The following is a 24427-nucleotide window of genomic DNA, read 5'->3' on the forward strand; positions in this document are numbered from 1 at the left end:
TGCAATTAGGAAAACTAAATCTTCTGTATCCTGCTTAGAACTTCTAATCCCGCCGAACGCCATGGATCTTCTGCATCCGCAACTGGCCGCATTCGCTGCCGTTCTCGAGGAAGCCAGCTTCGACGCCGCTGCGCGGCGGCTGTCGGTGACGCCGTCGGCGATTTCGCAGCGGATCAAGGCGCTGGAAGACCGGCTCGGCCAGGTGCTGGTGATCCGCAAAGCCCCCTGCCGCCCTACCCCGGCCGGCGAACGCCTGCTACGCCGGGTGAAGCCGATGCAGGTCCTGGAATCCGAAGCGATCGCCGACTTCCTCCCTGGCGACGGCAGCGCCGGGCATCCGCGCACGCTGGCCATCGCCGTCAACGACGACTCGCTGCAGACCTGGTTTCTGGCGGCCCTGTCGGCGCTGCACCGGGAACACGGCGTCCTTTTCGATGTGCAGATGGACGACCAGGACCACACCCTGGAGCTGTTGCGCTCCGGGGCGGTGCTCGGTGCCGTCACCGCCGAGCGCAAGCCGCTGCAGGGCTGCAATGTGCAGGCGCTGGGAGTGATGCGTTACCACGCCATCGCATCGGCCGCATTCGTTGCAACGCATTTCAAGCAGGGCTTCAGCGCAGCGGCCCTGGCCCACGCACCGATGCTGGTGTTCAACCGAAAGGACACGCTGCAGACCCGCTTTGTCCGCCGCATCACCCGCACGCAGGTGGCGCCGCCGATCCACTACCTGCCGACCTCGACCGGTTTTGTCGAAGCGGCCGCACGCGGACTCGGCTGGTGTCTAGCGCCGGAATCGATGGTCGTGCCTGCCGTGCGCAACAGGCAGGTGGTCATCATCGACCCAACACGCTGGCTCGATGTGCCGCTGTACTGGCAATGCGCCGCGGTGCGCTCGAGCACCTTGCAGCAGCTCGGCCAGGCCCTGCGCAAGGCCGCGGCTGCAAGCCTGCGCTGAGACCGGCCGTGCCGCACCGACGCCGGCAAAAACACGATGTCCGAGGCGCGCAACTGCCGGCAGGCTGTCGCACCGGATTGGCCTGCAGGTACATCGCTGCCCTGCCCGCGCACGCTTGGCACAGCCGCGTTGCCCGGCATCCCGCTGCCGCCGCAGCGACAGCCGGGTCGCCGTGCCACGCCGAGCCTGCTAGCCTTTCCGCTTATTCCGTTGTGATTGCCGATCCGTCATGAAAAAAGCCGTTGTTCTGTTGTCCGGGGGCATGGATTCCGCTGCCGTCATCGCGCTTGCGCAGGAGCAGGGCTTTGCCGTGCATGCCTTGAGCGTGCGCTACGGCCAGCGCCATACCTCCGAGCTGGACGCCGCCGCGCGCGTGGCGGCGGCGCAGGGCGTCATCGCGCACAAGGTGGTGGACGTGGACCTGCGCAGCATCGGCGGCTCGGCGCTCACCGACGACATCGACGTGCCCGATGCCGGCGGTGACGGCATCCCGGTCACCTACGTGCCGGCGCGCAACACCATCATGCTGTCGCTGGCACTGGGCTGGGCCGAGGTGATCGGCGCCAACGACCTGTTCTGCGGCGTCAACGCGGTCGATTATTCGGGTTACCCCGACTGCCGGCCCGAATTCGTGCGCGCCTTCGAAGTGCTGGCCAACCTGGCCACCAAGGCTGGCGTGGAAGGCGCCGGCCTGCGCGTGCACGCACCGCTGCAGTTCCTCAGCAAGGCCGACATCGTGCGTGAAGGCGTGCGCCTGGGCGTGGACTTCGGCCTGACCGTGTCCTGCTACCGCGCCGACGCCGACGGACGCGCCTGCGGCCACTGCGACGCCTGCCGCCTGCGTGCCGCCGGTTTCGCCGACGCCGGCGTCGCGGACCCCACCCACTACGCCATTTCGCCTTGACGCCGCTGTAGGGTAGAATGCGCACCCCGGCGCACTGCCGGGACAGTGGGCCGTTAGCTCAGTCGGTAGAGCAGAAGACTTTTAATCTTTTGGTCGATGGTTCGAATCCATCACGGCCCACCAATCAAATCAGCAACTTGAAGAGCGCCACAGGCGCTTTTTTTGTGCCCGCCGGAAAGTTGCCGGGACCTGCATCGCCAGGGATCCTGCGTCACGGCCGCGGAGTCGGATGGCATGCCCCATCTGCCGCGACTGGCGCGCCGCCGTCAACGCCGGCTCCTCTTTTGCCGATCGCGCGTGTCATCTTGCAGGTCGTGGGCCGGCGCAGGCGGCCGTGGCGTTCTCGCCAATCATGTGGCTCCCGTCTTCTGGATACGCGATTGCACGCGCCGCGTTCGTCGCGCAGCTCCTGCGGCGCGTGCCTGCTTGCGCAGCCACCTGACGACGTCCACCGCGGCGTCCACGCGCATGCAGACATGCAGGCGGCCCAGTACGACGCTCTGCGCATCGCTGCCCGGCAAAATGTCGTCAAAGCCGGTGGCTTCGCAGGCGATCAGGACGGGCGAGGCATCGGGCTGCGCGTCGGAATGCAGCATGGCCAGCACATAGCCCTGCATCACCTCGACGCTGAGGACGACGCCCGTGCAGACCCGGAACTGTTTGCCCAGGCTCATCGCTGCGGCTCCGTCAACGCGTTATCGACGCTAGCGATTGCATCGGCGCCGGCAAGCGTGAGCGCATGCACAGCCTTACCTGCGACGCCGAGATGGGCATTCGGACTTCGCCAGACGGCACGCGTCCCTTCGCGGGCATTGAAGATCGGCCGCACATCATGGACGACCTGGTACGCCACAGACGTGGGTGCTTCATGGGTGTCGTGAGACATGCTGGATTCCTTTTGTGTTTTGGAATCCGCCACCCAGACGCCAATCGGGGTGGCGGACGGTACGCGGTTGGCGTGCCGGCCAAAAGGACCCGGTGGGCCTTGCGGCCCCCGCGCACCGCCCGCCATAAAACTGGCCGGCATGCGCCCGCGACGATGCGGGCGATAAAAAAGCGCCGTGCATCGGTCGATGGGCGCTGGTGCGCCTTTTGGTTCGGGACGCCAATCCCGGTCGCCGATTGTGCGGCGACGTTGGAATACTCGCGCCGCCGCTTGGCGCCTGTCAACGCAAAACGCGCAACGCGGCGGCGACGGTTGCGAAGAAACGCGGCGAAAGCACTGCCCGTGCAGCCAGCAAAACCTGAAACTCCAGCACATCCCGCCGGACGATCGGCCCGGGGCGCTGCGGCTGCGCCCATATGCCACAAGCCCTGGCGGGAGTGGACTGGCGCCGCGGCAAATGCGAATTCACATGCCGCGCCACGTTTCCTATCGTTGTTGGCTCAACGACACGCGAGCGACATGCCATGACCAACATCGAAAAAGCCGGAACGTTTCTGCTTGGAGACCGCAAGCTCACCCGCATCGGCTACGGCGCAATGCAGCTCGCGGGGCCTGGCGTGTTCGGCCCGCCCAAGGACCGCGAAGGTGCGTTGGCGGTGCTGCGCGAAGCCATCGCGCTGGGCGTCAACCATATCGACACCAGCGATTTCTACGGACCGCACATCACCAATCAGCTGATCCGAGAGGCACTGCATCCCTACCCGCAGGAATTGACCATCGTCACCAAGATCGGCGCCGCGCGCGGCACGGATGGTTCCTGGCTACCTGCCTTCTCGCCGCAGCAGCTGGTCGAGGCGGTGCACGACAATCTGCGCAACCTGGGGCTTGAAACGCTGGAGGTGGTCAACCTGCGCGTGATGTTCAAGGCGCAGGAGCCAGCTGAAGGCTCGATCGCCGAGCAACTGGCGGCCTTGATCAAGCTGCAGCGCGATGGCCTGGTGCGGCACATCGGCATCAGCAACGTCACCGCGACGCAGGTGGCCGAGGCACGCGCCATGACCGACATCGTCTGCGTGCAGAACATGTACAACATCGCGCATCGACACGACGACGAAATCATCGACACACTCGCGCGCGACGGCATCGCCTACGTGCCGTTCTTCCCGCTCGGCGGCTTTTCGCCATTGCAATCGTCCACGCTTGCCGCTGTTGCCCAGCGCCTGGCCGCAACCCCGATGCAGGTGGCACTGGCGTGGTTGCTGCAGCGCTCGCCCAACATCTTGCTGATTCCGGGGACCTCGTCGGTGGCGCATCTGCGCGCCAATCTGTTCGCGGCGGAACTCAAACTGCCGGCCGATGCCGTCGAAGAATTGAACAGGATCGCCGCGTAAACGCAGGCGGCCGCGTCCTGGCTCGCCTTGCACGGGGGACCGGAAGCAGCCAACAAAGTGTCGCGGGTGGTCGTCAGGTGGGTGCGGACGGCATGCCGGCAATCGCAACGGATGCGTGGTACACGCCGATTGCGGGCAACCGGCCGCGCCTGCCTTTCTTGGGCGAGCGCGGTCGCTCTATCGCCCGGGCTTAGCGCTCGGGCCTAGCGCCCAGGCTCATCGTTCCACAGCAGCTTGTGCAGCTGCATCTGGAAGCGCACCGGCAGACGATCGGCCACGATCCAGTCGGCCAGCTCCCGCGGCGTCACTTCGCTCTTGCTGGGCGAAAACCACACCGTGCAGCGGCGGTCCAGCGCATGCGCGGCGACAATCTCGCGCGACCATTCGTAATCGGCGCGGCTGCAGATCACGAACTTGATCTGGTCGCGTGCGGTCAGCAGCGGCAGATTCTCCCAGCGGTTGCGCTGTTCCTCGCCGGAGGCGGGCGTCTTGATGTCGACCACGCGCGAGACGCGCGGATCCACGGCCGACACGTCCAACGCGCCGGATGTCTCCAGCGAGACGTCGAAGCCGGCATCGCACAGTTTCTGCAGCAGCACCAGGCAGCGCTTCTGCGCCAACGGCTCGCCGCCGGTCACGCAGACATGGCGCACGCCGTGGCTAGCCACCTCGGCGACGATCGCATCGATGTCATGCCATTCACCGCCGTGGAAGGCGTAGGCGGTGTCGCAGTAATGGCAGCGCAGCGGGCAACCGGTCAAACGCACGAACACGGTCGGCCAGCCGGCGGCCTCGGCTTCGCCCTGCAGGGACAGAAAGATTTCGGTGATCTTCAATCGCGGCAACGGCGACTGGACGATCTCGCTGGGGACGGCGGCGGCGTTCATTGGCAAAGTATTCGTCACGCCCGAAGGCGCGCACGCGCGGGCTCAGCGCAGTTGCTGGCCGAGACGGATGGACTGCAGACGTTCCTGAGCCACGCGCGCTGCGTCGGAGCCGGGATACTGCGATGCGACCTGCTGCAGGGTCTGCTGGGCCTGGTCGTTCTTGCCTTCGCCATACTGCGACAGGCCAAGCTTCAACAGGCCGCCAGAGGCCTTGTCATGCGTGGGATAGCGGCTGACGAGATCGCGGAACTGCGCCTCGGCCAGCTGGAAATTTCGGGTGGCGTAGTAACTCTCGCCCAGCCAGTACAAGGCATTGGGGGTGTAGACGCCGTTTGGATACAGCTCCAGAAAACTCAGGAACAACTGCGAGGCATCGTCGTACTTGCCGTTCTTCAATGCATCGAAGGCGACGTTGTAGGCAGTGCGTTCCTCGTTGCTGACGGCCAGGGTGCCTGGGTCGCCATGCACGCTGGGCGGCTTCTCGGAAGTTGCCGCCGCTGCAGGCCGCGCGGCCGGAGCCGGGGCGGATGTGACGCTGCCGGTGGGAGATGGCAATGGAGGGGTTGCGCCACCTGCACCTTCCAGCCGATTCAGGCGTCCGTCCAGGTCCAGATACTGATCCTTGGACTGCTGCTTGAGTTGTTCGTTGTCGTGCTGCAGCTGCTCCACGGTCGCTCGCAAGCCCTGCAGGTCCAAACGCGCCTGCTGCAGCTGGTTGAGGAGATCGTTGTTGGCCTGGCTGTTGGCCTGCTGCTGCTCGAGAACGGCAACACGATCAGCGAGACTGGCTCGCTGCGCGTGTGCCGGCGCGGCGACCACAAGGGCCGCCGCGACGAACAGGGATGTCACTCGAAAGCGCATCGCTTCTTACTGAGCCGTGTACACGATTTCGACGCGACGGTTCTGCGACCAGCAGCTTTCGCTGGTTTCGGTGCAGACCGGACGCTCTTCGCCGTAGCTGACGACAGTCAGCTGGCTGGCGGAACCGCCGGCAGCCTGCAGCGACGACGAAACGGCATTGCCGCGACGCTCGCCCAGACCCATGTTGTACTCACGCGAACCGCGCTCGTCAGCATTGCCCTGCAGGGTGATGCGCGAGGAAGGACGGTCACGCAGGTACTTGGCGTGGCACGCCATGATGGCCTGGAATTCCGGCTTCAGGGAGTCCTGATCCAGATCGAAGTAGACGACGCGCTGGCGCAAGCAGGCATCGGTATCCAGGTCGCCCGGGCCGTACAGGCCAGAGGTGGACGGGCCGGTGGGAACGGAGGAACCAGCGGTGGTGTCAGTCGCAGGAGGCGGAGTTTCCTTCACCTTCTTCGAACAACCGGCCAGCACGGCAACGGACAACAGGGAGACAAGCAAGACGCGGGTGGACTTGTTCATGGGATACCTATGGAGGCTCTGGGCCAATGAGTGGTTTAACGCAGCGAAATATTAACATTAATGCGCGGTTCGGTAAGGCCCCCACGAAGGTTCTCTCACATCTCCATCCGCCAGGACCAAGCGCTGGCGGACACGAGCGTCGGCAGACACGGCGTAGAGCACGCCACGACCACCTTCACGTGCGGCGTACAGCACCATGCTGGCGTTCGGCGCAAAGCTCGGCGACTCGTCCAGCGACCCCGGCGAGAGCGTGCTCCAGCTCGGCGAACCCAGGCTGCGGTCCATCATGGCGATGCGGTAGCTGTTGCCGCTGCCCTGTGCCACGGCGATCTTCTTGCCGTCGAACGAGACGCTGGCGGTGGCGTTGTAGTTGCCCTGGAAGGTCACGCGGTTTGCGCTGCCGCCGCTTGCGGCCACCTGGTAGATCTGCGGACGACCGCCGCGGTCGGAGGTGAAGTAAATGCTGCCGCCGTCCGGCGCCCAGGTCGGCTCGGTGTCGATGCCGAAGTGATTGGTCAGCTGGGTCAACTGCTTGCTGCCCAGATCCATGACGTAGATCTCCGGGTTGCCGCTGCGCGACAGTGCCAGCGCCAGGCGGCGGCCGTCCGGCGAGAACGACGGCGCACCGTTGATGCCGCGGAAGCTGGACACCAGCTCGCGCGCACCGGTGGCGATGTCCTGCAGGTAGATCGAGGAATTGCCGCGCTCGAAGCTCACATAGGCCAGCTTCTTGCCGTCCGGGCTCCAGTTCGGCGACAGCAGTGGCTCGGCCGAGCGCACGATGGTCTGCGGGTTGTAGCCGTCCGAGTCGGCCACCATCAGCGCATAGCGCATGGCGCCGCCCTTGCCGCTGGCGGTCACATAGGCGATCCGGGTCCAGAACGCGCCACGCACGCCGGTGATCTTTTCGTAGATCGCGTCGGCCATCTGGTGCGAGACATCGCGCATCGCATTGGCGCGTGCGGTCATGGCCAGGCCGAGCAGACGCTCGCCCTTGGCCACGTCGAACAGTTCGTACTCGACGCGGTAGGCGCCTTCGCCGGCATCCATCACGCGGCCGACCACAATGTAGTTCTGCTTGAGCGTACGCCAGGTCTGGAACTGCACCTCGGTGCCGCGGGTCGGCTTCTCGACGATCTGCGCAACCGGCAACGTGCGGAACTGGCCGGAACGGTCCAGGTCGGCACCGACGACGGCAGACACATCGGTCTGCGGCGCAGTGCCGGAACCCTGGTAAGGCATGGGCACGACGGTGATCGGCGTCGCCGAAGCGCTACCGCCGACGATATCGATGGTGAGCCCTTGCTGCTGCGCGAGCGCGCTCAGCGGCAACAACAGGGCGGTCAAGGCAGCTAGCCAACGCAGCGGTTTTTTCATGGACGGCTCGGATCGGGCAGGAAAAGTGTGCAAGGGATACCAATCAGCGAGTGAACATACTCGCAATCGTGAACGAGACAGCGTGAAAATGAAGCGAGTGGTCAACCATCGGGCGTTCCATCGGCCAAACCGGCGAGCAGGCGTGCGGTGGTGAAGCACCACCTACCCGGCAGAACGACGCCAGGCAGCCGGCCACACCCCGCAAATCTACATCCGGACCGAGGCGCAGCGCAGGTCATGCGGCCGCGCCCCCGATCAGGGGCTTAGTCCTGCGGGGTGAACACAAACGTCAGGTTGCGCTGGAACACCGACTCGAACCCACGGTACGGCAATGGCTGCGCGCTCAGCACCGCGGCCTCGATCGAGCGCTGGCCGGCCTCGTCGTAAGGGCAACCCGGCGCCACCTTGGCCTCCATCACGGTGCCACCCGGCAACTGGCGGATGTTGATGCTGCATTTCTGGCCCGGCGGCACCGACGGCGGGCGCACCCACTGCGCCAGCACCTTCTGCTGGATCGCCGCGGCGTACTTGGCCGACAGATCGGTGTTGGTACCGCCCTGCCCTGCGGTCGGCTGCGCGGTGGCGGCGGCAGCCGACGAGGCCTGCTGCGCACGCGCGGCGGCGACCTGGCGCAGTTTCTGCTCGGCCAGCGCGGCTTCCTTGGTGGCCTGTTCGCGCTGGCGGCGGATGTCTGCGATCTTCTTTTCGCGTTCGGCATCGGCGGCAGCCTGCTGCGCCGCGGCCTGCTTCTTCTTGGCGTCGGCTTCTTCCTGCTGCTTGGCCAGGCGCAGTTTCTGCTCGGCCTCTTCCTGGCGTTTGCGCTCGGTCAGGTCGATCTGCTCCTGACGGCGCTTGGCCTCCTGTTCCTGCTTGGCCTTTTCCGCCGACAGCGCCAGCGCGTCGACGCGGTCCTGGTCGACCTTGTCCGGCTGCGCGACACGTTCCTGCGCCTGCGCCTGTTGCGGCGTGGGCGCATCCTGCGGACGCGGTTCGGGAATCGGCTGCGGCGGCGGCACGGTGTCTTCCGGCGCCGGTTCGGGCAGCGGTGCCGGCGGTGGCGGTGCCTCCACCGGCGTGGCCTTCAGCGCCTGGCGCGCAACGCGCGCTTCGGCGGCGGACACGTCCAGCGAGGCTTCCATGCTGGGGTCGCCCGCGGCCGGCTCGACCGAGCGTTCGGGCGACCACAGCCAGCCGGCGATGAACACCAGCGCGACCAGCACGTGCACGACCAGGGCCAGCACGACCGGCCGCAGCCAGCCATCCTCGCGCGCCGTCTGAGTGGGGAGTGCGTCAGCGTGCATCGCTGCCTGCAGTGCCGCCGGAGTCGGAGATCAGGCCGACCTTCTCGACCTTGGCCTGCTTGAGCACGTCGATGGCGTCCATGATCTTTTGATACGGCGCGGCGCGATCACCGGCCACGACCACGCGCGCGTCCTTGTCCTGCGCCACGATGGCGGCCAGTTGCGCCTGCAGCGCCGCCACGTCCATCGCCTGCGGCTTGCCCTTGGGCAGCTGCAGTGCGAGCTGGCCGTCGGCGGCGACCACCACCACGACCGGATCCTGCTTGCTCTCCAGCGCCTTGGCGCGCGAGCTGGGCAGGTTGACGTCGGTGCTCAGGGTCAGCAGCGGCGCGGTCACCATGAAGATGATCAGCAGCACCAGCATCACGTCGATATACGGCACGACGTTGATGTCGGATTTGAGCTTGCGCTTCTTACGGCGGGAAATACCGGAAATCATCGCGGAACGTTCCTATTGATCCCCCGCACATGGATGTGCGGGCTCTTGCGAGGGACTCGCCCATCCAATCCATCGCACATGCGTGTGCGCGCTGTCGCGAGGGGCTTGCCTGTCCAATCCCTGCGCCACGCCAGACGCGCATGTGCGAACGCCGCACCTGCCACGTCCACGCAGCGGGATGTGCGTGCCGTGATGGGGCATTCGCCTGGCTGCCGGCTGTCGCAGGGCACGCGCATTACTCGTCCGCGCCGGCCTGGCGCTGCAGGATCGAGCTGAACTCGTCGGCGAAGGTCTCGTAGCGCACCGACAGCCGTTCCACGCGGGTGGTGAAGCGGTTGTAGGCCCACACCGCCGGGATCGCCACGAACAGGCCGATGGCGGTGGCGAACAGCGCTTCGGAAATACCCGGTGCGACCGCAGCGATACCGGCCTGCTCGCCGCTGCTGACCATGTCGTGCATGGTCACCATGATGCCGAACACGGTGCCGACCAGGCCGACGTACGGGGCGGTGGAACCGATGTTGGCCAGCAATTCGAGATTGCGCTCGAGCTGGTCGACTTCACGGGTGAAGGCGGTGCGCATGGCGCGCTGTGCGCCTTCCAGTTGCACCCGCCCGTCCAGCCGGCGACGGTCGCGCAGCCGCGAGAACTCGCGGAAGCCGCTCTCGAACATCGACTCCAGGCCGCCGACGGTGCGGTTACGGTCGGTGGCCGACGCGTAGAGCTTGGCCAGATCGGCGCCGGACCAGAAGCGGTTTTCGAACTCGTCCGCCTCGCGGTTGGCCTGCTTGAAGGCGCGCGCCTTGCGGAAAATGATCACCCAGCTGATGAACGAGCCGATCAGCAGCAGCAACACGATGATCTTGACCGGGATACTCGCCCGCAGAATCAGATCGACATAGTTGATGCTGCTGTTGTGCGCCACGCTGGCGGTCTGTGCCGCAGCGGCGGCAACGTCCTGCGGTAGTGCTTCCACTACCGTGTCCTGCAGGGCCAGGAGCAATGCAATCGACATCCGTTTGTTCCTCAGTAATCGGATTCTGGGGTTTCTAGAGCTTTCAACACGTCATACAGCGCATCGTCCATCCCGCGCGGGCGGAAGTCGCTGGTACCGAGTGCGGCAATGCGCACCTCGGCGGTCAGCAGCACTTCGCCCTCGCGACGTACCGACTGCGCAAACAGCAGGCTGGCCCGTTTGCATCGCAGCAGTACCGCCGACACTGACAGCGCGTCGTCGAGCCGGGCCGGCTTGAGGAAATCCAGTTGCATCGAGCGGACCGCGAACACCAGATCGTGCTGCTGGCGCATGCGCTCCTGCCCGTAGCCGAGTGCGCGCATCCACTCCGTGCGCGCCCGTTCCATGAAAGCGACGTAGCGCGCATGGTAGACCACGCCCCCGGCGTCGGTATCTTCCCAGTACACGCGTGTCGGCCAACTGAATACAGGCGGGGATTGGGGAATCGGGAGTCGGGAATCGGCGGTCATGGGCACGGATTGTTGGTCGAGACGGCCTGGGCGCGCGATGAACGGAGCATCATCAGAACAGCTCTCCCGGCTCGCCGAATCCTGGCGCGCGGTCCCGTGGCGGTTTCAGGCCCAGGTGCATGTAGGCCTTGTGGGTGGCCATGCGGCCGCGCGCGGTGCGGATCAAAAAGCCCTGCTGGATCAGGTAGGGCTCGATCACGTCTTCCAGCGTGCCGCGCTCTTCCGACAGCGAGGCCGCCAGCGACTCCACCCCAACCGGGCCGCCGTCGAAATGATCGACGATGGTGCGCAACATGCGGCGGTCGAGCTCGTCGAAGCCTTCCGGGTCGACCTTGAGCATCTGCATCGCCGCCTGCGCCACCGGCAGGTCGATATGCCCCGCCGCCTTGACCTGGGCAAAGTCGCGCACCCGCCGCAGCAGCCGGTTGGCGATACGCGGGGTGCCGCGCGCGCGGCGGGCAATCTCGGCCGCCCCCTCGGGCGTGCAGTCGATGCCCAGGATCGCCGCCGAGCGGATCACGATGCGGGTCAGTTCCTGCGGCGAATAGAACTCCAGCCGCTGCACGATGCCGAAGCGGTCGCGCAGCGGCGCGGTCAGCAGGCCGGCACGGGTGGTGGCACCGATCAGGGTGAACGGCGGCAGGTCGATCTTGATCGAGCGCGCGGCCGGGCCGTCGCCGATCATGATGTCGATCTGGAAATCTTCCATCGCCGGATACAGCACTTCCTCCACCACCGGCGAGAGGCGATGGATCTCGTCGATGAACAGCACATCGTGCGGCTGCAGGTTGGTCAGCAGCGCGGCCAGATCGCCGGCCTTCTCGATCACCGGGCCGGAGGTCGAGCGCAGGTTCACGCCCAGCTCGTTGGCGATGACATGACTGAGCGTGGTCTTGCCCAGACCGGGCGGCCCGAAGATCAGCACATGGTCCATCGCCTCGCCGCGCGCCTTGGCCGCTTCGATGTAGATCTCCATCTGCTCGCGCACCGGCTGCTGGCCCAGATAATCGGCCAGGCGCTTGGGCCGGATGCTCGCATCGGCGGCATCGTCTTCGCGGGTGGCACTGCTGGCGATGATGCGCTGTTCGGTCATCCCGCCATCTTCGCATGCCGCGTGCGGGCGGCGCAGCATCTAGCAATCAAGATCGGCCTGCCGCAGCACACTGAAGAACGCGTCGAAGCTGGGCGCGCGCCAGGTTGGGACCAGCCCCTCCCAGCGATCGAAATACACCACGTCCGGCTCGCACTGCGGGCCGCCCGCGCGATAGTCCAGGCACAACAGACAGTCAATGTTATGGCTTGACAGCACCAGCACCCGATCCAGGCCGGCGTGCAGGCAGGCCGCCGCGCTGAAGTCGTCGGGGTCTTCGAAGGCAGCGGCCAGATCCAGCAGGCTGCCGATCTTCGCCAGCGGCGACAGATACCGATCCACCAGCACGCATTCCCAATCCACGTAAAGATCGGAGGGAAAGCGGGTCCGCGGCACCCAGCACCAGCCGGTGTCGCCGCCGTCCTGGACACTGTAGAGCTGCTTGAACAACGCCGGCAGGCGCACGCCCAGGCGCGCTTCGGTGGCAGCCAACACAGAGGCGTCCGCAGCGGCCCCGCCGTCGTTCCAGTACCCGGCACCGCTCCAGAACGTGGTCAACGCGGGCGGCTGCGGCTGCCAACGCACCACATCCCCATCGTGCTTGGCCTGCAGGGCGGGCGACCAGTAGTGGACATCGACCAACTGCGACAGCAGAGCGTCCACGTTGGCAAACTCCGCCAGCCTGCGATTATTGCCTGCGTCGACATAGACCACGGTGGGCTCAACATCGGATGCGGAGTAGTCCAGGCACAGCGCGCGGCTGGGCGTGCGGTCATCGGCGGCAATGACGATCAGGCGGCCGTCATCGCGACCGGCAGCCAGACCGGCAAATGCGTCATCGCGGTAGTCCTCGCGAGCGCGCACCTGTGCGAAGGAAAACAATTCCGCACTGCCAAGCAGGCGTGCACGCGGGATCAGCCATTCGGCCTTGAGCCAGTTGTCCGGTTCCTCAAGCGACTGGCCACGCGCCATCTGCACAGCGCCGCCGTCATAGCGTGCATACAGGCTGCGCAGCCACGCCGGCAGACGTACACCGAGCCGCGCTTGCGCCGCTGCGATGGCGGCCTCGCTCGCCGGCACGCGCCCGAGGTTGAGCGCTTCGTCCCAGAAGGTGGCCAGGCTCGGCGAACGACCGTAGATCATCCACTTGAGCGCTGCCATGCTCAGATCTCCACTTGCGCGCCCAGCTCGACCAGGCGGTTGCCGGGGATGCGGAAGAAGCCGGTGGCCGGGGCGGCGTTGCGATGCATCAGCGCGAACAGCTTGTCGCGCCAGATCGGCATGCCGCGGTTGGCGCTGGCCACGATGGTCTCGCGGCTGGCGAAGAAGGTGGTGTCCATCGGGTCGAAATGGATGCCGCCTTGGTCACAGGAACGCATCAGCGCCAGCGGCACGTCCGGCGTTTCCATGAAGCCGAAGCGCACATAGACGCGGTAGAACTCGTCGCCGATCGATTCGATCTGCAGGCGCTTGTCCGCCGGCGCGTACGGGATCGGCAAGGTGTCGACGTTGAGGAAGATGTTGCGCTCGTGCAGCACCTTGTTGTGCTTGAGGTTGTGCATCAGCGCATGCGGCACCACCATCGGGTCGGCGGTGAGGAACACCGCCATGCCCGGCACGCGCGCCGGCGGGGCCAGCATCAGGCCCGGCAGGAAGCTGTCGATGCGGATGCCGTCCTTGCGGATTTCCTCGCGCAGCAGCGCGCGGCCGCGGCGCCAGGTGCGCATCAGGGTGAACACCACGATGCCCAGCGCCAGCGGGAACCAGGCACCCTGCAACAGCTTGGCGCCGTTGGCGATGACGAAGGCCAGCTCGATGAAGAAGAACACCACGCACAGCGGCAGCACCCAGTTGCGCCAGCGCGGCCACAACGAGCGCGCCACCAGCGCCAGCAGCAGGGTATCGATCAGCATGGTCATCGACACCGAGATGCCGTAGGCCACCGCCAGATTGGTGGAACTGCGGAAGATCAGCACCAGCGCGATCACCATCACCATCAGCAGCCAGTTGATGCCGGGCACGTAGATCTGGCCGATGGTGGTGCGCGAGGTGTGCTTGATCAGCATGCGCGGGATGTAGCCCAGCTGCATCGCCTGGCGGGCCACCGAATAGGCGCCGGTGATGACCGCCTGCGACGCGATCACGGCCGCCAGCGTGGCCAGGATGATCATCGGATACAGCGCCCAGCCCGGCACCGCTTCGAAGAACGGGTTCTTCAGTGCGGAGGGGTGATTGAGCACCAGCGCGCCCTGCCCCAGGTAGTTGAGCAGCAGCATCGGCAACACGAAGAAATACCAGCCATGGCGGATCGGCTTGGCGCCGAAGTGGCCCATGTCCGCATACAGCGCTTCACCGCCGGTCACCGCCAGCACCACTGCGCCCAGGATGAACACCCCGTGCCAGCCGTGCTCCATGAAGAAGCGGATCGCCCACCAGGGATTGAAGGCCTTCATCACTTCCGGTGCGTCGACGATGTTCCAGGCGCCGATCGCCCCCAGCGACAGGAACCACAGGCAGGTGATCGGGCCGAACACCTTGCCGACCTTTTCGGTGCCGAAGCGCTGCACCATGAATACCACCAGCAGCACGATCACGGTGATCGGCACGATGAAGGGATGCAGGCTGGGCGCGGCGATTTCCAGGCCTTCGACCGCGCCCATCACCGAGATCGCCGGGGTGATCACGCCATCGCCGAAGAACAGCGAGGCGCCGAAGATGCCGAGAATGCCGACCACGTACGCCGAGCGCGATCCGCTGCGCAGGGTGCGCTGGGTCAGCGCCATCAAGGCCATGATGCCGCCCTCGCCCTCGTTGTCGGCGCGCATGATGATGGTGACGTACTTGAGCGTCACCGTGACCATCAGCGCCCAGAACGCCAGCGACAGAACGCCCAGCACGGTGTCGTGGTCGCTGGTCAGCCCGTAGTGCGGCGAGAACGCCTCCTTGAGGGTGTACAGCGGACTGGTACCGATATCGCCGAAGACGACGCCGATGGCGCCGATGACCAAGGCCATATGGCTATTGGCAGGCGCATGGCCGTGGCCAGCTGCGGAAGTGGGGGTCTGGGACATGAAGTGGGCAGGGTATCGCCAAGTGGCGTGAAGGAGAGGAGGACGGCGCGACCTAACGCAGCGCGGCCTGGAGGGCCTTGCGAATGACCGTGGCGACTTCGTCGCCTTCTGCCCCGGCCTCGCGTGCCATGCGTGCGGCCTCGGCCGGCTTGTAACCCAGTTGCTGCAAGGCCACCGTGGCCTCGGACACCGCATCCGGGCCGAGCTGGCCGGTGATCGGCGCGCCACTGCTGAAGTCGGCGGCGCGGTCGCGCAGCTCCACCACCATACGCTCGGCGGTCTTCTTGCCGATGCCGGGGATGCGGGTCAGCGCGGTGATGTCGCCGCTGGTGATCAGGCGGGCGAACTCGTCCACGCTGACCCCGGACAGCACCGCCAGCGCGATCTTGGCGCCGATGCCGGTGACCTTCTGCACGTCGCGGAACAGCCTGCGCTCGCCTTCGCGCAGGAAACCGTACAGCGACACGCTGTCTTCCTTCTGCGCGTAGTGGGTGAACAGAATCACGTCGCGGCCGACATCGGGCAGGTCGTAGAAGGTGCTCATCGGCGCCTCCAGCTCATACCCCACCCCACCGACATCGATCACCAGCCACGGCGGCTGCTTGTAGGCCAGCAGCCCGCGCAGGCGGCCGATCATTGGGCACCTCCAAGGAGATGCCGGGATTGGGCATTGGGGATTGGGGATTGGTTAGTTCCCTCGCGGCCGTTGACAACGGCCGCGTACAGCCCGATCAGCTCAGCGCGAACGAACCTGCCGTTGCCAATCCCCAATCCCGACTCCCGACTCCCGATTCTCATTTCTTGCGGCTCCAGGCCTGTTGGGTATTGACGCCCAGGCGCTGCGCGGTGGCGCGCACGTGGGCGTGAGTGATGGCGACCGCCAGTGCGTCGGCGGCGTCGGCCTGCAGCTTGCCTTTCAGGTTGAGCATGATGCCGACCATGTGCTGCACCTGCACCTTGTCCGCCCCGCCCTTGCCGACCAGCGCCAGCTTGATCTCGGTGGCAGCGTACTCGTGCACCGGCAGATCGCGCAGCACCACCGCGCAGATCGCCGCCCCGCGCGCGTGGCCGAGCTTGAGCGCGGAATCGGCGCTCTTGCCCATGAACACCTTCTCGATCGCCACTTCCTGCGGCCGGTAGGTCTCGATCACCTCGCCCAGCCCGTGCAGCAGGCGCTTGAGCCGCTGCGCGAAGTCGCCCTCGCCCAGCAGCACCAGCGGCGCATGATAGACATGCCGGCTGCGACCGCTCTCGTCGACGTCGATGATGCCGAGCCCGGTGCGCTGGGAGCCGGGATCGATGCCGAGGATGCGGGTCATCGAAACGCCGGGATTGGGGAGTCGGGATTCGGGATTGGTGACGCACCTGCCGTGCGGCGATCGCATTGCTGTTGCGAATCCCGAATAACGAATCCCGCCATCCCGGCCATCATCAGGCGCCAAGCGCCGCTTGATCGACGTTCGAATAGACGTCCTGGACATCGTCCAGGTCTTCGAGCATGTCGAGCAGCTTGCGGACCTGCACGGCGGTGTCGCCGTCGACGGCGATGTCGTTTTCGGCGCGGAAGGTGATTTCGGCGTGCGCCGGCTCCAGGCCGGCGGCGGTCAGCGCCTGCTTGACCTGGGCGAAGGCGTCCGGGGCGGTCAGCACGTCGATGGCGCCGTCTTCCGGGTAGACCACCACATCGTCGGCGCCGGCTTCGATCGCCGCGTCGGTGAGGGTGTCTTCGTCGGTGCCGGCGGCAAAGCTCAGCACGCCCAGGCGCTTGAACATGAAGGCCACCGAGCCGTCGGTGCCCATGTTGCCGCCGCACTTGCTGAAGGCATGGCGCACGTCGGCCACCGCGCGCACGCGGTTGTCGGTCAGGCAGTCCACGATCACCGCCACGCCGCCGGGGGCGTAGCCCTCGTAGCGCACTTCCTCGTATTCCACGCCTTCCAGCTCGCCGGTGGCTTTCTTGATGGCGCGCTCGATCACGTCCTTGGACATGTTCGCCGACAGACCCTTGTCCACCGCCACGCGCAGGCGCGGGTTGTTGGACGGATCGCCACCGCCGCCGCGCGCGGCGACGCTGATCTCGCGAATGATCTTGGTGAACATCTTGCCGCGCTTGGCGTCGGAGGCGTTCTTGCGGCCTTCGATGGAGGGGCCTCTACCCATGGGTGGTTCCAGACTGGCTTGGATGACAGGGCGCGGATTTTACCTGATTGCTCGCCCGCACCGGGGCGCGGCGTTCAGTGGCGGAACCGGCCCTGGCGCAGGAAGCGCAGCACCTGCTGCGCGGCCTCGGGCGAGCGCAACAGGCCGCTGTGGCTGGCCTGCACCACGCAATGGTCGCGCAGCCCGGGCAGGCGGGTTTCGGCCAGCGCCACGGTACCGTCCGAGCCGCCGTCCAGCGGCGCCAGCCATCGCCCTACCCCGCGCGCGACGGTGCCGGCGATCTGGCCGATCTCCGCCTCGCCCTCCCATTGCACGACACCGTGCTGCAGCAAGGCCGCGCTGCGCCCCAGCGCCCAGCGCCCGCCGCGGCGGGCCAGGCCGCGCGCGGCGGCGCTGCCGCACAACGGCGAGCCCAGACAGACCACGCGGCGCACCGGCAATTCGGGCGCGGCGCGCAGGGCCTGCAGCGCGACCAGCCCGCCCAGGCTGTGGCAGACCAGCAATTGCGCGCCGGTCGCCTGCAGGCGTTCGATCAGCCGTGGCACGGACCGTTCGGGTCCGCCGAGCACACTGGCGTAGCCGAACAGCGCCGGCGCCAGGCCCTCGGCACGCAGCCGGCGCGCGAGCGGCAACAGCCAGTGCGCGGTGTTCCAGATGCCGTGCACCAGCAGCACGTCGGCGGTCGCGGCGCTCGCCCGCTCACGCAGGATGCGTTGGGAGTGACCCGGGATGAACGAGGATGCGCCGGACACGGAGGTCATGACCGCGACTTGGCGCCGGCTTCAGGTGAGCGCGAATGTGCGGCGGATCTGCCGCAGGTCGCTTGCGCGCGAATCAACGCCACCGGCGCCGGGCCGGCAGACCGACAACCGATTGGCGCCGGCAACCGTGGTCGCACGCCGCGCCAGCCGGGCATCGGCGCGCCGTTCAATCGGCCGCAATGCGCGGGGTGCGGCGCAGGATGAATTCGCGGTCGAGGATCTTGCCGACCGGGAAATCGTATTCGCCGACCTTTTCGAACCCGTAGCGGGCGTAGAAACGCTGCGCGCCGAAATTCTCCGACCACACGCCGATCCACAGCGTGCGCGGGCCGTCGCGCTCCAGCCAGTCCAGCGTGGTCTCGAACAGGCGGCTGCCCCAACCGCTGTTCTGGTAGTCCTTCAACAGATACAGCCGCTTGAGCTCACCGTCGCCGGGACGCACGTCCTGATGCGGCAGTCCGCAGGGGCCGGCGGCAGCGTGGCCGACCAGCAGGTTGTCCATCTCCAGCAGCCAGATCGCATAGTCCGGATGCGCCAGCACGATGCGCGCGCGCTCGACCGCATAGGTCTCCTGCAGGAAGCCGTGCAGATCCTCCTGCGGGTAGAGATGCCCGAAGGTTTCGGTAAAGGTCTGCGCAGCCAGCAGCGACAAGGCTTCGGCATCGTCCGGTGTGGCGCGGCGGATGCGGGTCATGCGGGCTTCTCTTGCCGGGTGGACGTGGCAGCTTCGCGCATGCGGTGGTGGGGTCGCAAGCGGGGATTCGGGATTCGGGATTCGGGATTCGGGAATCGGAAGAGCATCTGCGATCCGATACGCGTTTGCGGGCCGGCGCGGCGTGGACTGCGCGCAGTGCGTTGTTGAGGGCGAGCGCGGGGCAAGGCCCTGCGTCGCGGCTGCGGCAGGCACCGCCGCCGGTGTGGGCATCGATCGTTGAGCGGGGGCGCGATGCGCCCGCGGCATCTCTGCACGCGACACGCTGCACGGCGCAGCGTGCCGGCTGCACGGCCACGCTGGGGTGGCCGTGTGGGCGGCAGGTCAGACCTGCTTGGGGCGTACCTGCACGTGCACTTCGGCCAGCTGATCGGCGGCGATCGGCGACGGGGCGTCGGTCATCAGGTCCTGCGCGCCGGTGGTCTTGGGGAACGGGATGACGTCGCGGATGGAGTCGGTGCCTGCCATCAGCGCCGCGATGCGGTCGATGCCGAAGGCGATGCCGCCGTGCGGCGGCGCGCCGTAGTTGAGCGCATCCAGCAGGAAGCCGAACTTGGCGCGCGCTTCCTCGGCGCCGATGCCGAGCAGCTCGAACACCGCGCTCTGCATGTCCGGGCGGTGGATACGGATCGAGCCGCCGCCGATTTCGTTGCCGTTGAGCACCATGTCGTAACCGCGCGACACCGCCGTGCGGGCATTGGCGCGCAGGTCGGCGATGTCGTCCACCGCCGGCGCGGTGAAGGGGTGATGCAGGGCGACGTAGCGCTGCGCCTCCTCGTCCCACTCGAACATCGGGAAATCGGTGACCCACAGCGGCGCCCAGCCATCGGCGATCAGGTTGAAATCCTTGCCGGCCTTCAAACGCAGCGCGCCCATGAAGTCGGACACCTTGTTGTAGCCGCCTGCACCGAAGAACACGATGTCGCCGTTGCCGGCCCCGACGTGCTTGAGCAGCGCAGCGAAGGCGTCTTCGCCGAAGAACTTGGCGATCGGCGAGCTGACTTCGCCGCTCTCCGACAGCTTGACGTAGGCCAGGCCCTTGGCGCCGTACTTGGCAGCGTGGGCGGCGTATTCGTCGATCTGTTTGCGCGACAGCGTGGCGCCACCAGGGATGCGCAGCGCGGCCACGCGGCCGTCGGCATCGTTGGCGGCGGCGGTGAACACCGGGAACTCGCTGCTCTTGACCAGTTCGGCCACGTCGACCAGTTCCAGCGCGATGCGCAGGTCCGGCTTATCCGAGCCATAGCGACGCATCGCCTCGGCCCAGGTCATGCGCGGGAACTGCGCGGCCAGTTCGACGTCCACCACTTCGGCGAAGATGGCGCGAATCATGTCTTCGACGAAATCCTGCACGTCGCGCTCGCGCACGAAGGCAAATTCCATGTCGAGCTGGGTGAATTCCAGCTGGCGGTCGGCGCGCAGCGCTTCGTCGCGGAAGCAACGCGCGATCTGGTAGTAGCGGTCGAAGCCGGCCACCATCAGGATCTGCTTGAACAGCTGCGGGCTCTGCGGCAAGGCATAGAACTCGCCCGGATGCATCCGCGCCGGCACCAGGAAGTCGCGCGCGCCTTCCGGGGTGGCCTTGGTCAGGATCGGGGTTTCGATGTCCTGGAAATCGCGTGCGTCCAGGTGCCGGCGCAGCGCCTGCACCAGCTTGATGCGGGTGCGCTGCATGCGCTGCATTTCCGGACGGCGCAGGTCCAGATAGCGGTACTTCAGGCGCGTCTCCTCGCCCGGGTTCTCGTGCGCGTGGAACGGCAGCGGCGCGGCCTTGTTGAGGATGCTGATGCGGGTGGCGATCACTTCCACCTTGCCGGTGCGCAGCTTGTCGTTGACCGCATGCCGCGCACGCACCACGCCTTCGACCTGCAGCACGTCCTCGTAGCCAAGGCTGGCGGCCACCTTGAACAGCTCGGCACTGGCGTCGTCGCCGGCCACCGGTTCGACCGTCACCTGCACGATGCCTTCGTGGTCGCGCAGGTCGATGAAGCACACCCCGCCCAGGTTGCGGGCCACGTCGGTCCAGCCGGCGAGAGTGACGGTTTGGCCGATCAAGGTCTCGTCGACCAGGCCGCAGAAGTGGGTACGCATCGAAAGCTCCGCTGAAAAACCCGACACAGGACAGCGCCGGAGAGCCGGATATTCTGGGGCCGGCGGGCGGCAGGAGCAAATCTGCGGGCGCTCATGGCCGCTTAAGTCAGGGCCCGGCTGAATAGGCGCCAGACCCTTCCGCACCAAGGACGCCACGATGCTGCGCACCGCCCTGCTGCTCTCCGGCTTCGGCCTGATCACCCTGACCGGCCTGCTGACCAGCGCGCCTGCCGCCGCGCAGGACCGCGGCTGGAACGGCCCCAGCATCACCTGCTCCAGCAACGACAACCGTCGCCGCGAGTGCGATACGCCATTCCGCGGCCGCGCGGTGCTGGTCGAAAACATCTCAGGCACGCGCTGCATCGAAGGCCGCAACTGGGGCAGCGAGCGCGGCCGCGTCTGGGTCGACAACGGCTGCCGCGCGCGCTTTGTCGATGGCCGCAACGGCGGCTGGGGCGGCAACGGTGGCGGGGTGGCCGGCACGGTGCGCTGCGAGAGCAACGACCAGCGCCAGAAGATCTGCGACACCGGCTGGCGCCGCGCGATGCTGGTGCGCCAGCTGTCCAACACGCCCTGCGTGGAAGGCCGCAACTGGCGCCAGGACGGGGGCCGGATCTGGGTGGACGACGGCTGCCGGGGCGAGTTTGCGCAGGCACGCGGCGGCGGCTGGGACCGGGGTGACGGCGGCTACGGTGGCCGCGACGACCGCCCGCGCAACGATTACGCCATCACCTGCGCCAGCGACGACCGCCGCCTGCGTACCTGCGGCTGGGATGGCCGCTATGGCCGCCCGGTGCTGACCCGCCAGCTGTCCGACACCCGTTGCGAAGAAGGCCGCAGCTGGGGGTACGACGAGCGCCGCGCGACGGTGTGGGTCAACGATGGTTGCCGGGCACGCTTCGAGGCGCGTTGAAGCAGCGAACAGGCGCGCCGCGGGCGGCTGGGCCCAGGGGTTGGGACGTCCGCCCTGCCAGCGGCTGCGGCGCGCTGGTCCGGCTCAGGCGGGGTCGGCCGCGGGCTTGGCAGCAGGCTTGCTCTCGGCGGCGGCCGCAGGCTTGGCATCGCCACCGGCGCTGCTGCTCTCGGTGAGGTTTTTCTTCTTCTCGCCCGCCGACTTGAAGTCGGTCTCGTACCAACCGCTGCCGGACAGACGGAACGAGGGCGCGGTGATCTGGCGCTTGATCGTGGCCGCCGCGCAGGCCGGACAGGTCTGCGGATCTGGGTCGGCCATCTTCTGCAGGCGATCGAAGGCGTGACCGCAGGTGGTGCACTGGAAACCGTAGATGGGCATGGCAGGATCAGCTGAAGACGATGCGGGGCGCAGATTCTAGACGGATGCGGGCGGGCAGGTGCAGTGGGCCGTCTGCGACCCTGCACGCGCGCGAACATCTTGCGGGTGAGAGACATCGATCGATGGTGGTTGCGTCGCGCTTGCGCTAGGTGCCCTCGCTGACCACCGCAGCACTCATCGGCAGGTAGCAGGACGGTCGGAGTGTTCGCGCGTATGCCGAAGAACGCGAATCTGCGTAATGGATGGTCATCAGATCGGCGCGACTGCCCGAACTGCGCGGGTAGATAAGGTAGTCATCCCGCACGCCAGAAGCCCACGCTTCGCATCGGCCTGACATCGCATCAGCGGGTATCGAGAGCTACAGAGCCAGGTCGTTTCGATCAAGCCGCACGACTTGGGCTGCTACACTCGAACACGTGATCGACGCGCCTCTCCCCCCACGAGGACCGCATCCATGTTGCGGCTGACTGCCTTATTGCTGGGCGTTGCCCTGCTGCTGACCGGCAGCGGGCTGCTCGGCACCTTGCTTGCCGTGCGCGGTGGCCAGGCCGGTTTCGATGCGCGTGCGCTTGGCCTGATCATGTCCGGGTATTTCGCCGGCTTCTTTCTCGGTACCTTTTTCGCACCGCCGCTGATTCGGCGCATCGGGCATATCCGCGCATTCGCCTTTTACGCGGCGCTGGCGGCGATTGCCGTGTTGCTGCATCCGATCTGGTTGAATGCCTGGGGCTGGGGCCTGCTGCGCCTGGTCACCGGCGCGGCACTGGTCGGCCTGTACACGGTGATCGAGAGCTGGCTCAACGCCGAGCCGGACGCGCGTCGGCGCAGTCGGGTGTTCTCGGTGTACATGGCGATCAATCTGTCGGCGTTGGCGCTGGGCCAGATCCTGCTCACTGCAGGCGATGCGGGCGCACCGGCGATGTTCACGCTGACGGCAATCCTGATCTGTGCGGCGGTGATGCCGGTGATGACCACGCGCCTGATTCCGCCCGAAGTGCCGCACGTCTCGCGGCTGCGACTGAAAACGCTGTACGCGTTGGCGCCGGTGGCGACCATCGGCGCGGGACTGTCGGGCCTGGCGATGGGGGCGTTCTGGGGCTTGTTGCCGGTGTACGCCAACCGCATCGGGCTGGATGCCGATGGCGTGGCGATGTTCATGCTCACCGCCATCATCGGCGGCGCGGTGTTGCAGTGGCCGATCGGGCGCATCAGCGATGGCCATGACCGGCGCATCGGCCTGGTCACGATCAGCGTGCTGGCAGCCGGCATTGCGATCGCTGCCGCGGTGCCGATGGTGCAGGCACAGGCAAACCTGCTGTTCGTGCTGTTCTTCGTGTACGGCGGGCTGGCGTTCTCGCTGTATCCGTTTGCGGTGGCGCACATGCTCGATTACCTGCCGCGCGAAGATCTGCTCTCCGGCTGCAGCAGCCTGCTGCTGGTGCATGGCGTGGGCGCAGCGATCGGTCCGGCCCTGGCCGGCGGCGCAATGCAGAAATTCGGGCCAGCGGCACTGCCGGTGTATTTCGCGGTGATGCTGCTGGCACTGTCCGGATTTACGCTGACCCGCTTGCTGCGCTTCACGCGCCGCCGCACCCATCCGATCTTGTTCCGCCCGATGCTGCGCACCACGCCATCTGCGCTGGAGTTGATGCCGGAAACACAACAGGCCGAAGCACCGCCGCACGTCAAGGGCGGCTGACACACCTGTTTCACCGTCGTCAGTCGCTGCGCTGCTGATCAGGCGATCTGCGGCGTTGCTGCAGAGGCCCCTTTGCCCGCCCACCATTGCGAGGGGCGCCGCAAGGCGAAGCAGCTGGTGGACGACTTTTTGGATGGATCAGTTGTCAAGCGGTTGATCTGCGGCCTGGCTGCAAGGCCCTTGCCCGCCCCCCGTCGCGGGACACGCCGCAAGTACATCCTTGTAGGCTCTTACGCGGCATCCATGCCGCGTAAGGTCCCGCGACGGTGAGCGGACAAGGACCAGTCGAGATGGTCGGTGTGCATGGTTAAGAGCAGTGCGTGATGCGCGTTGCTCGATAGGGTGTGCCGCTCGAAACCCGACACACGTTTCGACAAGCGGCTTTTCACGCGGCCACCGACCAACTTCCTGGTGTGGTGTCCTTACCGGTTGCGGGACCCTTGGCGGCATGGATGCCGCCAAGGAGCCTCCATGGACGGATTCACGGCGTGTCCTGCAAGTGGTGAGGGCACCGCGCACTCGACTCACCAGGCTTTTTTTA

Annotated in this window: 25 protein-coding genes and 1 tRNA gene; 6 read left to right on the plus strand and 20 right to left on the minus strand. The window is 66.7% G+C overall.

Going from position 1 to position 24427, the window contains the following annotated elements; translation table 11 throughout:
- Window positions 1-61 precede the first annotated feature (61 nt).
- The 3 genes from AC1PLS_RS15375 to AC1PLS_RS15385 all read left to right on the plus strand — a co-directional run bounded on the left by AC1PLS_RS15375 (window position 62) and on the right by AC1PLS_RS15385 (window position 1982).
- The gene (locus AC1PLS_RS15375) at window positions 62-955 is read left to right on the plus strand and encodes a LysR family transcriptional regulator ArgP (RefSeq protein ID WP_481103822.1); all 894 of its coding nucleotides are present in this window, start codon (window positions 62-64) and stop codon (window positions 953-955) included.
- 229 nt (window positions 956-1184) lie between these two features.
- Window positions 1185-1859 (plus strand): 7-cyano-7-deazaguanine synthase QueC, encoded by a 675-nt coding sequence (queC, locus tag AC1PLS_RS15380; RefSeq protein WP_039519526.1) that lies wholly within the window; start codon window positions 1185-1187, stop codon window positions 1857-1859.
- A 47-nt stretch (window positions 1860-1906) separates the two neighbouring features.
- Window positions 1907-1982 (plus strand) — tRNA-Lys (locus tag AC1PLS_RS15385).
- Window positions 1983-2209: 227 nt separating this feature from the next.
- On the opposite strand, the gene AC1PLS_RS15390 is transcribed toward AC1PLS_RS15385, so the two are convergent.
- Together AC1PLS_RS15390 and AC1PLS_RS15395 are read right to left on the minus strand one after the other, a co-directional pair.
- Entirely contained in the window at window positions 2210-2533 is a 324-nt protein-coding gene (locus AC1PLS_RS15390) for a hypothetical protein (protein ID WP_481103823.1), read from the minus strand.
- Complete coding sequence (locus AC1PLS_RS15395) at window positions 2530-2745, minus strand: hypothetical protein (RefSeq protein ID WP_481103824.1); 216 nt, start codon at window positions 2743-2745, stop codon at window positions 2530-2532. The genes AC1PLS_RS15390 and AC1PLS_RS15395 overlap by 4 nt, the downstream gene beginning before the upstream one ends.
- A gap of 524 nt (window positions 2746-3269) precedes the next feature.
- Between AC1PLS_RS15395 and AC1PLS_RS15400 the strand changes: the two genes are divergently transcribed.
- Window positions 3270-4136, plus strand: a complete 867-nt coding sequence (locus AC1PLS_RS15400; RefSeq protein ID WP_115511447.1) for an aldo/keto reductase family oxidoreductase — start codon at window positions 3270-3272, stop codon at window positions 4134-4136.
- Between the two features lie 203 nt (window positions 4137-4339).
- Here AC1PLS_RS15400 and queE read toward each other — a convergent pair whose 3' ends face one another.
- The 17 genes from queE to aspS all read right to left on the minus strand — a co-directional run bounded on the left by queE (window position 4340) and on the right by aspS (window position 20896).
- Window positions 4340-5023, minus strand: a complete 684-nt coding sequence (gene queE, locus AC1PLS_RS15405; RefSeq protein ID WP_024939946.1) for a 7-carboxy-7-deazaguanine synthase QueE — start codon at window positions 5021-5023, stop codon at window positions 4340-4342.
- Window positions 5024-5065: 42 nt separating this feature from the next.
- Window positions 5066-5884 carry a tol-pal system protein YbgF gene (gene ybgF, locus AC1PLS_RS15410; RefSeq protein WP_065032674.1) on the minus strand — a complete coding sequence of 273 codons (819 nt, stop codon included), beginning with the start codon at window positions 5882-5884 and terminating at the stop codon, window positions 5066-5068.
- Window positions 5885-5890: 6 nt separating this feature from the next.
- Complete coding sequence (gene pal / locus AC1PLS_RS15415; RefSeq protein WP_016904129.1) at window positions 5891-6409, minus strand: peptidoglycan-associated lipoprotein Pal; 519 nt, start codon at window positions 6407-6409, stop codon at window positions 5891-5893.
- Window positions 6410-6466: 57 nt separating this feature from the next.
- The gene (tolB, locus tag AC1PLS_RS15420; protein ID WP_024939948.1) at window positions 6467-7786 is read right to left on the minus strand and encodes a Tol-Pal system beta propeller repeat protein TolB; all 1320 of its coding nucleotides are present in this window, start codon (window positions 7784-7786) and stop codon (window positions 6467-6469) included.
- 263 nt (window positions 7787-8049) lie between these two features.
- Entirely contained in the window at window positions 8050-9087 is a 1038-nt protein-coding gene (gene tolA / locus AC1PLS_RS15425; RefSeq protein ID WP_024939949.1) for a cell envelope integrity protein TolA, read from the minus strand.
- On the minus strand, window positions 9077-9526 hold the full coding sequence (gene tolR / locus AC1PLS_RS15430) for a protein TolR (protein WP_016904126.1): 450 nt from the start codon (window positions 9524-9526) through the stop codon (window positions 9077-9079). Before tolR ends, tolA begins: the two co-directional genes overlap by 11 nt.
- A gap of 235 nt (window positions 9527-9761) precedes the next feature.
- The gene (gene tolQ, locus AC1PLS_RS15435) at window positions 9762-10541 is read right to left on the minus strand and encodes a protein TolQ (RefSeq protein WP_016904125.1); all 780 of its coding nucleotides are present in this window, start codon (window positions 10539-10541) and stop codon (window positions 9762-9764) included.
- Window positions 10542-10552: 11 nt separating this feature from the next.
- Entirely contained in the window at window positions 10553-11011 is a 459-nt protein-coding gene (ybgC, locus tag AC1PLS_RS15440) for a tol-pal system-associated acyl-CoA thioesterase (protein WP_024939950.1), read from the minus strand.
- A gap of 52 nt (window positions 11012-11063) precedes the next feature.
- A complete protein-coding gene (gene ruvB / locus AC1PLS_RS15445; protein WP_046346028.1) occupies window positions 11064-12104 on the minus strand; it encodes a Holliday junction branch migration DNA helicase RuvB in 1041 nt (346 codons plus the stop codon).
- A gap of 39 nt (window positions 12105-12143) precedes the next feature.
- Window positions 12144-13262, minus strand: coding sequence for an SMI1/KNR4 family protein (locus AC1PLS_RS15450; protein ID WP_481103825.1), 1119 nt, complete (start codon window positions 13260-13262; stop codon window positions 12144-12146).
- 2 nt (window positions 13263-13264) lie between these two features.
- Complete coding sequence (locus AC1PLS_RS15455; RefSeq protein ID WP_026064726.1) at window positions 13265-15172, minus strand: potassium transporter Kup; 1908 nt, start codon at window positions 15170-15172, stop codon at window positions 13265-13267.
- A gap of 52 nt (window positions 15173-15224) precedes the next feature.
- The gene (ruvA, locus tag AC1PLS_RS15460; RefSeq protein ID WP_016904121.1) at window positions 15225-15809 is read right to left on the minus strand and encodes a Holliday junction branch migration protein RuvA; all 585 of its coding nucleotides are present in this window, start codon (window positions 15807-15809) and stop codon (window positions 15225-15227) included.
- Window positions 15810-15966: 157 nt separating this feature from the next.
- Window positions 15967-16491, minus strand: coding sequence for a crossover junction endodeoxyribonuclease RuvC (ruvC, locus tag AC1PLS_RS15465; RefSeq protein ID WP_016904120.1), 525 nt, complete (start codon window positions 16489-16491; stop codon window positions 15967-15969).
- A gap of 112 nt (window positions 16492-16603) precedes the next feature.
- Entirely contained in the window at window positions 16604-17332 is a 729-nt protein-coding gene (locus AC1PLS_RS15470; protein ID WP_024940614.1) for a YebC/PmpR family DNA-binding transcriptional regulator, read from the minus strand.
- A 74-nt stretch (window positions 17333-17406) separates the two neighbouring features.
- Complete coding sequence (locus AC1PLS_RS15475; protein ID WP_481104502.1) at window positions 17407-18084, minus strand: alpha/beta fold hydrolase; 678 nt, start codon at window positions 18082-18084, stop codon at window positions 17407-17409.
- A gap of 175 nt (window positions 18085-18259) precedes the next feature.
- Complete coding sequence (locus AC1PLS_RS15480; RefSeq protein ID WP_046343852.1) at window positions 18260-18787, minus strand: GNAT family N-acetyltransferase; 528 nt, start codon at window positions 18785-18787, stop codon at window positions 18260-18262.
- Window positions 18788-19129: 342 nt separating this feature from the next.
- Window positions 19130-20896: an aspartate--tRNA ligase gene (gene aspS / locus AC1PLS_RS15485; protein WP_039812429.1), complete on the minus strand. Its 1767-nt coding sequence runs from the start codon at window positions 20894-20896 to the stop codon at window positions 19130-19132.
- 157 nt (window positions 20897-21053) lie between these two features.
- On the opposite strand from aspS, the gene AC1PLS_RS15490 reads away from it, so the two are divergent.
- Window positions 21054-21809: a DUF3011 domain-containing protein gene (locus AC1PLS_RS15490; protein ID WP_481103826.1), complete on the plus strand. Its 756-nt coding sequence runs from the start codon at window positions 21054-21056 to the stop codon at window positions 21807-21809.
- Between the two features lie 84 nt (window positions 21810-21893).
- Here AC1PLS_RS15490 and AC1PLS_RS15495 read toward each other — a convergent pair whose 3' ends face one another.
- Window positions 21894-22187: an FmdB family zinc ribbon protein gene (locus tag AC1PLS_RS15495; protein ID WP_016904137.1), complete on the minus strand. Its 294-nt coding sequence runs from the start codon at window positions 22185-22187 to the stop codon at window positions 21894-21896.
- Between the two features lie 454 nt (window positions 22188-22641).
- Between AC1PLS_RS15495 and AC1PLS_RS15500 the strand changes: the two genes are divergently transcribed.
- On the plus strand, window positions 22642-23886 hold the full coding sequence (locus AC1PLS_RS15500) for an MFS transporter (protein WP_481103827.1): 1245 nt from the start codon (window positions 22642-22644) through the stop codon (window positions 23884-23886).
- The last annotated feature ends 541 nt before the right edge of the window (window positions 23887-24427 follow it).

The organism is Xanthomonas sp. NCPPB 3218 (genome assembly GCF_056725185.1).

Excerpts from the sequence above, each read along its gene's own strand:
- pal (WP_016904129.1), bottom strand. The coding sequence starts at position 6,409 with ATGAACAAGTCCACCCGCGTCTTGCTTGTCTCCCTGTTGTCCGTTGCC.
- ybgC (WP_024939950.1), bottom strand. The coding sequence starts at position 11,011 with ATGACCGCCGATTCCCGACTCCCGATTCCCCAATCCCCGCCTGTATTC.
- AC1PLS_RS15455 (WP_026064726.1), bottom strand. The coding sequence starts at position 15,172 with ATGTCCCAGACCCCCACTTCCGCAGCTGGCCACGGCCATGCGCCTGCC.
- AC1PLS_RS15495 (WP_016904137.1), bottom strand. The coding sequence starts at position 22,187 with ATGCCCATCTACGGTTTCCAGTGCACCACCTGCGGTCACGCCTTCGAT.
- queC (WP_039519526.1), top strand. The coding sequence starts at position 1,185 with ATGAAAAAAGCCGTTGTTCTGTTGTCCGGGGGCATGGATTCCGCTGCC.
- AC1PLS_RS15500 (WP_481103827.1), top strand. The coding sequence starts at position 22,642 with ATGTTGCGGCTGACTGCCTTATTGCTGGGCGTTGCCCTGCTGCTGACC.
- tolQ (WP_016904125.1), bottom strand. The coding sequence starts at position 10,541 with ATGTCGATTGCATTGCTCCTGGCCCTGCAGGACACGGTAGTGGAAGCA.
- queE (WP_024939946.1), bottom strand. The coding sequence starts at position 5,023 with ATGAACGCCGCCGCCGTCCCCAGCGAGATCGTCCAGTCGCCGTTGCCG.
- AC1PLS_RS15395 (WP_481103824.1), bottom strand. The coding sequence starts at position 2,745 with ATGTCTCACGACACCCATGAAGCACCCACGTCTGTGGCGTACCAGGTC.
- ybgF (WP_065032674.1), bottom strand. The coding sequence starts at position 5,884 with ATGCGCTTTCGAGTGACATCCCTGTTCGTCGCGGCGGCCCTTGTGGTC.
- AC1PLS_RS15375 (WP_481103822.1), top strand. The coding sequence starts at position 62 with ATGGATCTTCTGCATCCGCAACTGGCCGCATTCGCTGCCGTTCTCGAG.
- AC1PLS_RS15390 (WP_481103823.1), bottom strand. The coding sequence starts at position 2,533 with ATGAGCCTGGGCAAACAGTTCCGGGTCTGCACGGGCGTCGTCCTCAGC.
- tolB (WP_024939948.1), bottom strand. The coding sequence starts at position 7,786 with ATGAAAAAACCGCTGCGTTGGCTAGCTGCCTTGACCGCCCTGTTGTTG.
- AC1PLS_RS15450 (WP_481103825.1), bottom strand. The coding sequence starts at position 13,262 with ATGGCAGCGCTCAAGTGGATGATCTACGGTCGTTCGCCGAGCCTGGCC.
- AC1PLS_RS15470 (WP_024940614.1), bottom strand. The coding sequence starts at position 17,332 with ATGGGTAGAGGCCCCTCCATCGAAGGCCGCAAGAACGCCTCCGACGCC.
- AC1PLS_RS15490 (WP_481103826.1), top strand. The coding sequence starts at position 21,054 with ATGCTGCGCACCGCCCTGCTGCTCTCCGGCTTCGGCCTGATCACCCTG.
- ruvA (WP_016904121.1), bottom strand. The coding sequence starts at position 15,809 with ATGATCGGCCGCCTGCGCGGGCTGCTGGCCTACAAGCAGCCGCCGTGG.
- AC1PLS_RS15400 (WP_115511447.1), top strand. The coding sequence starts at position 3,270 with ATGACCAACATCGAAAAAGCCGGAACGTTTCTGCTTGGAGACCGCAAG.
- tolA (WP_024939949.1), bottom strand. The coding sequence starts at position 9,087 with ATGCACGCTGACGCACTCCCCACTCAGACGGCGCGCGAGGATGGCTGG.
- aspS (WP_039812429.1), bottom strand. The coding sequence starts at position 20,896 with ATGCGTACCCACTTCTGCGGCCTGGTCGACGAGACCTTGATCGGCCAA.
- tolR (WP_016904126.1), bottom strand. The coding sequence starts at position 9,526 with ATGATTTCCGGTATTTCCCGCCGTAAGAAGCGCAAGCTCAAATCCGAC.
- ruvC (WP_016904120.1), bottom strand. The coding sequence starts at position 16,491 with ATGACCCGCATCCTCGGCATCGATCCCGGCTCCCAGCGCACCGGGCTC.
- ruvB (WP_046346028.1), bottom strand. The coding sequence starts at position 12,104 with ATGACCGAACAGCGCATCATCGCCAGCAGTGCCACCCGCGAAGACGAT.
- AC1PLS_RS15480 (WP_046343852.1), bottom strand. The coding sequence starts at position 18,787 with ATGACCCGCATCCGCCGCGCCACACCGGACGATGCCGAAGCCTTGTCG.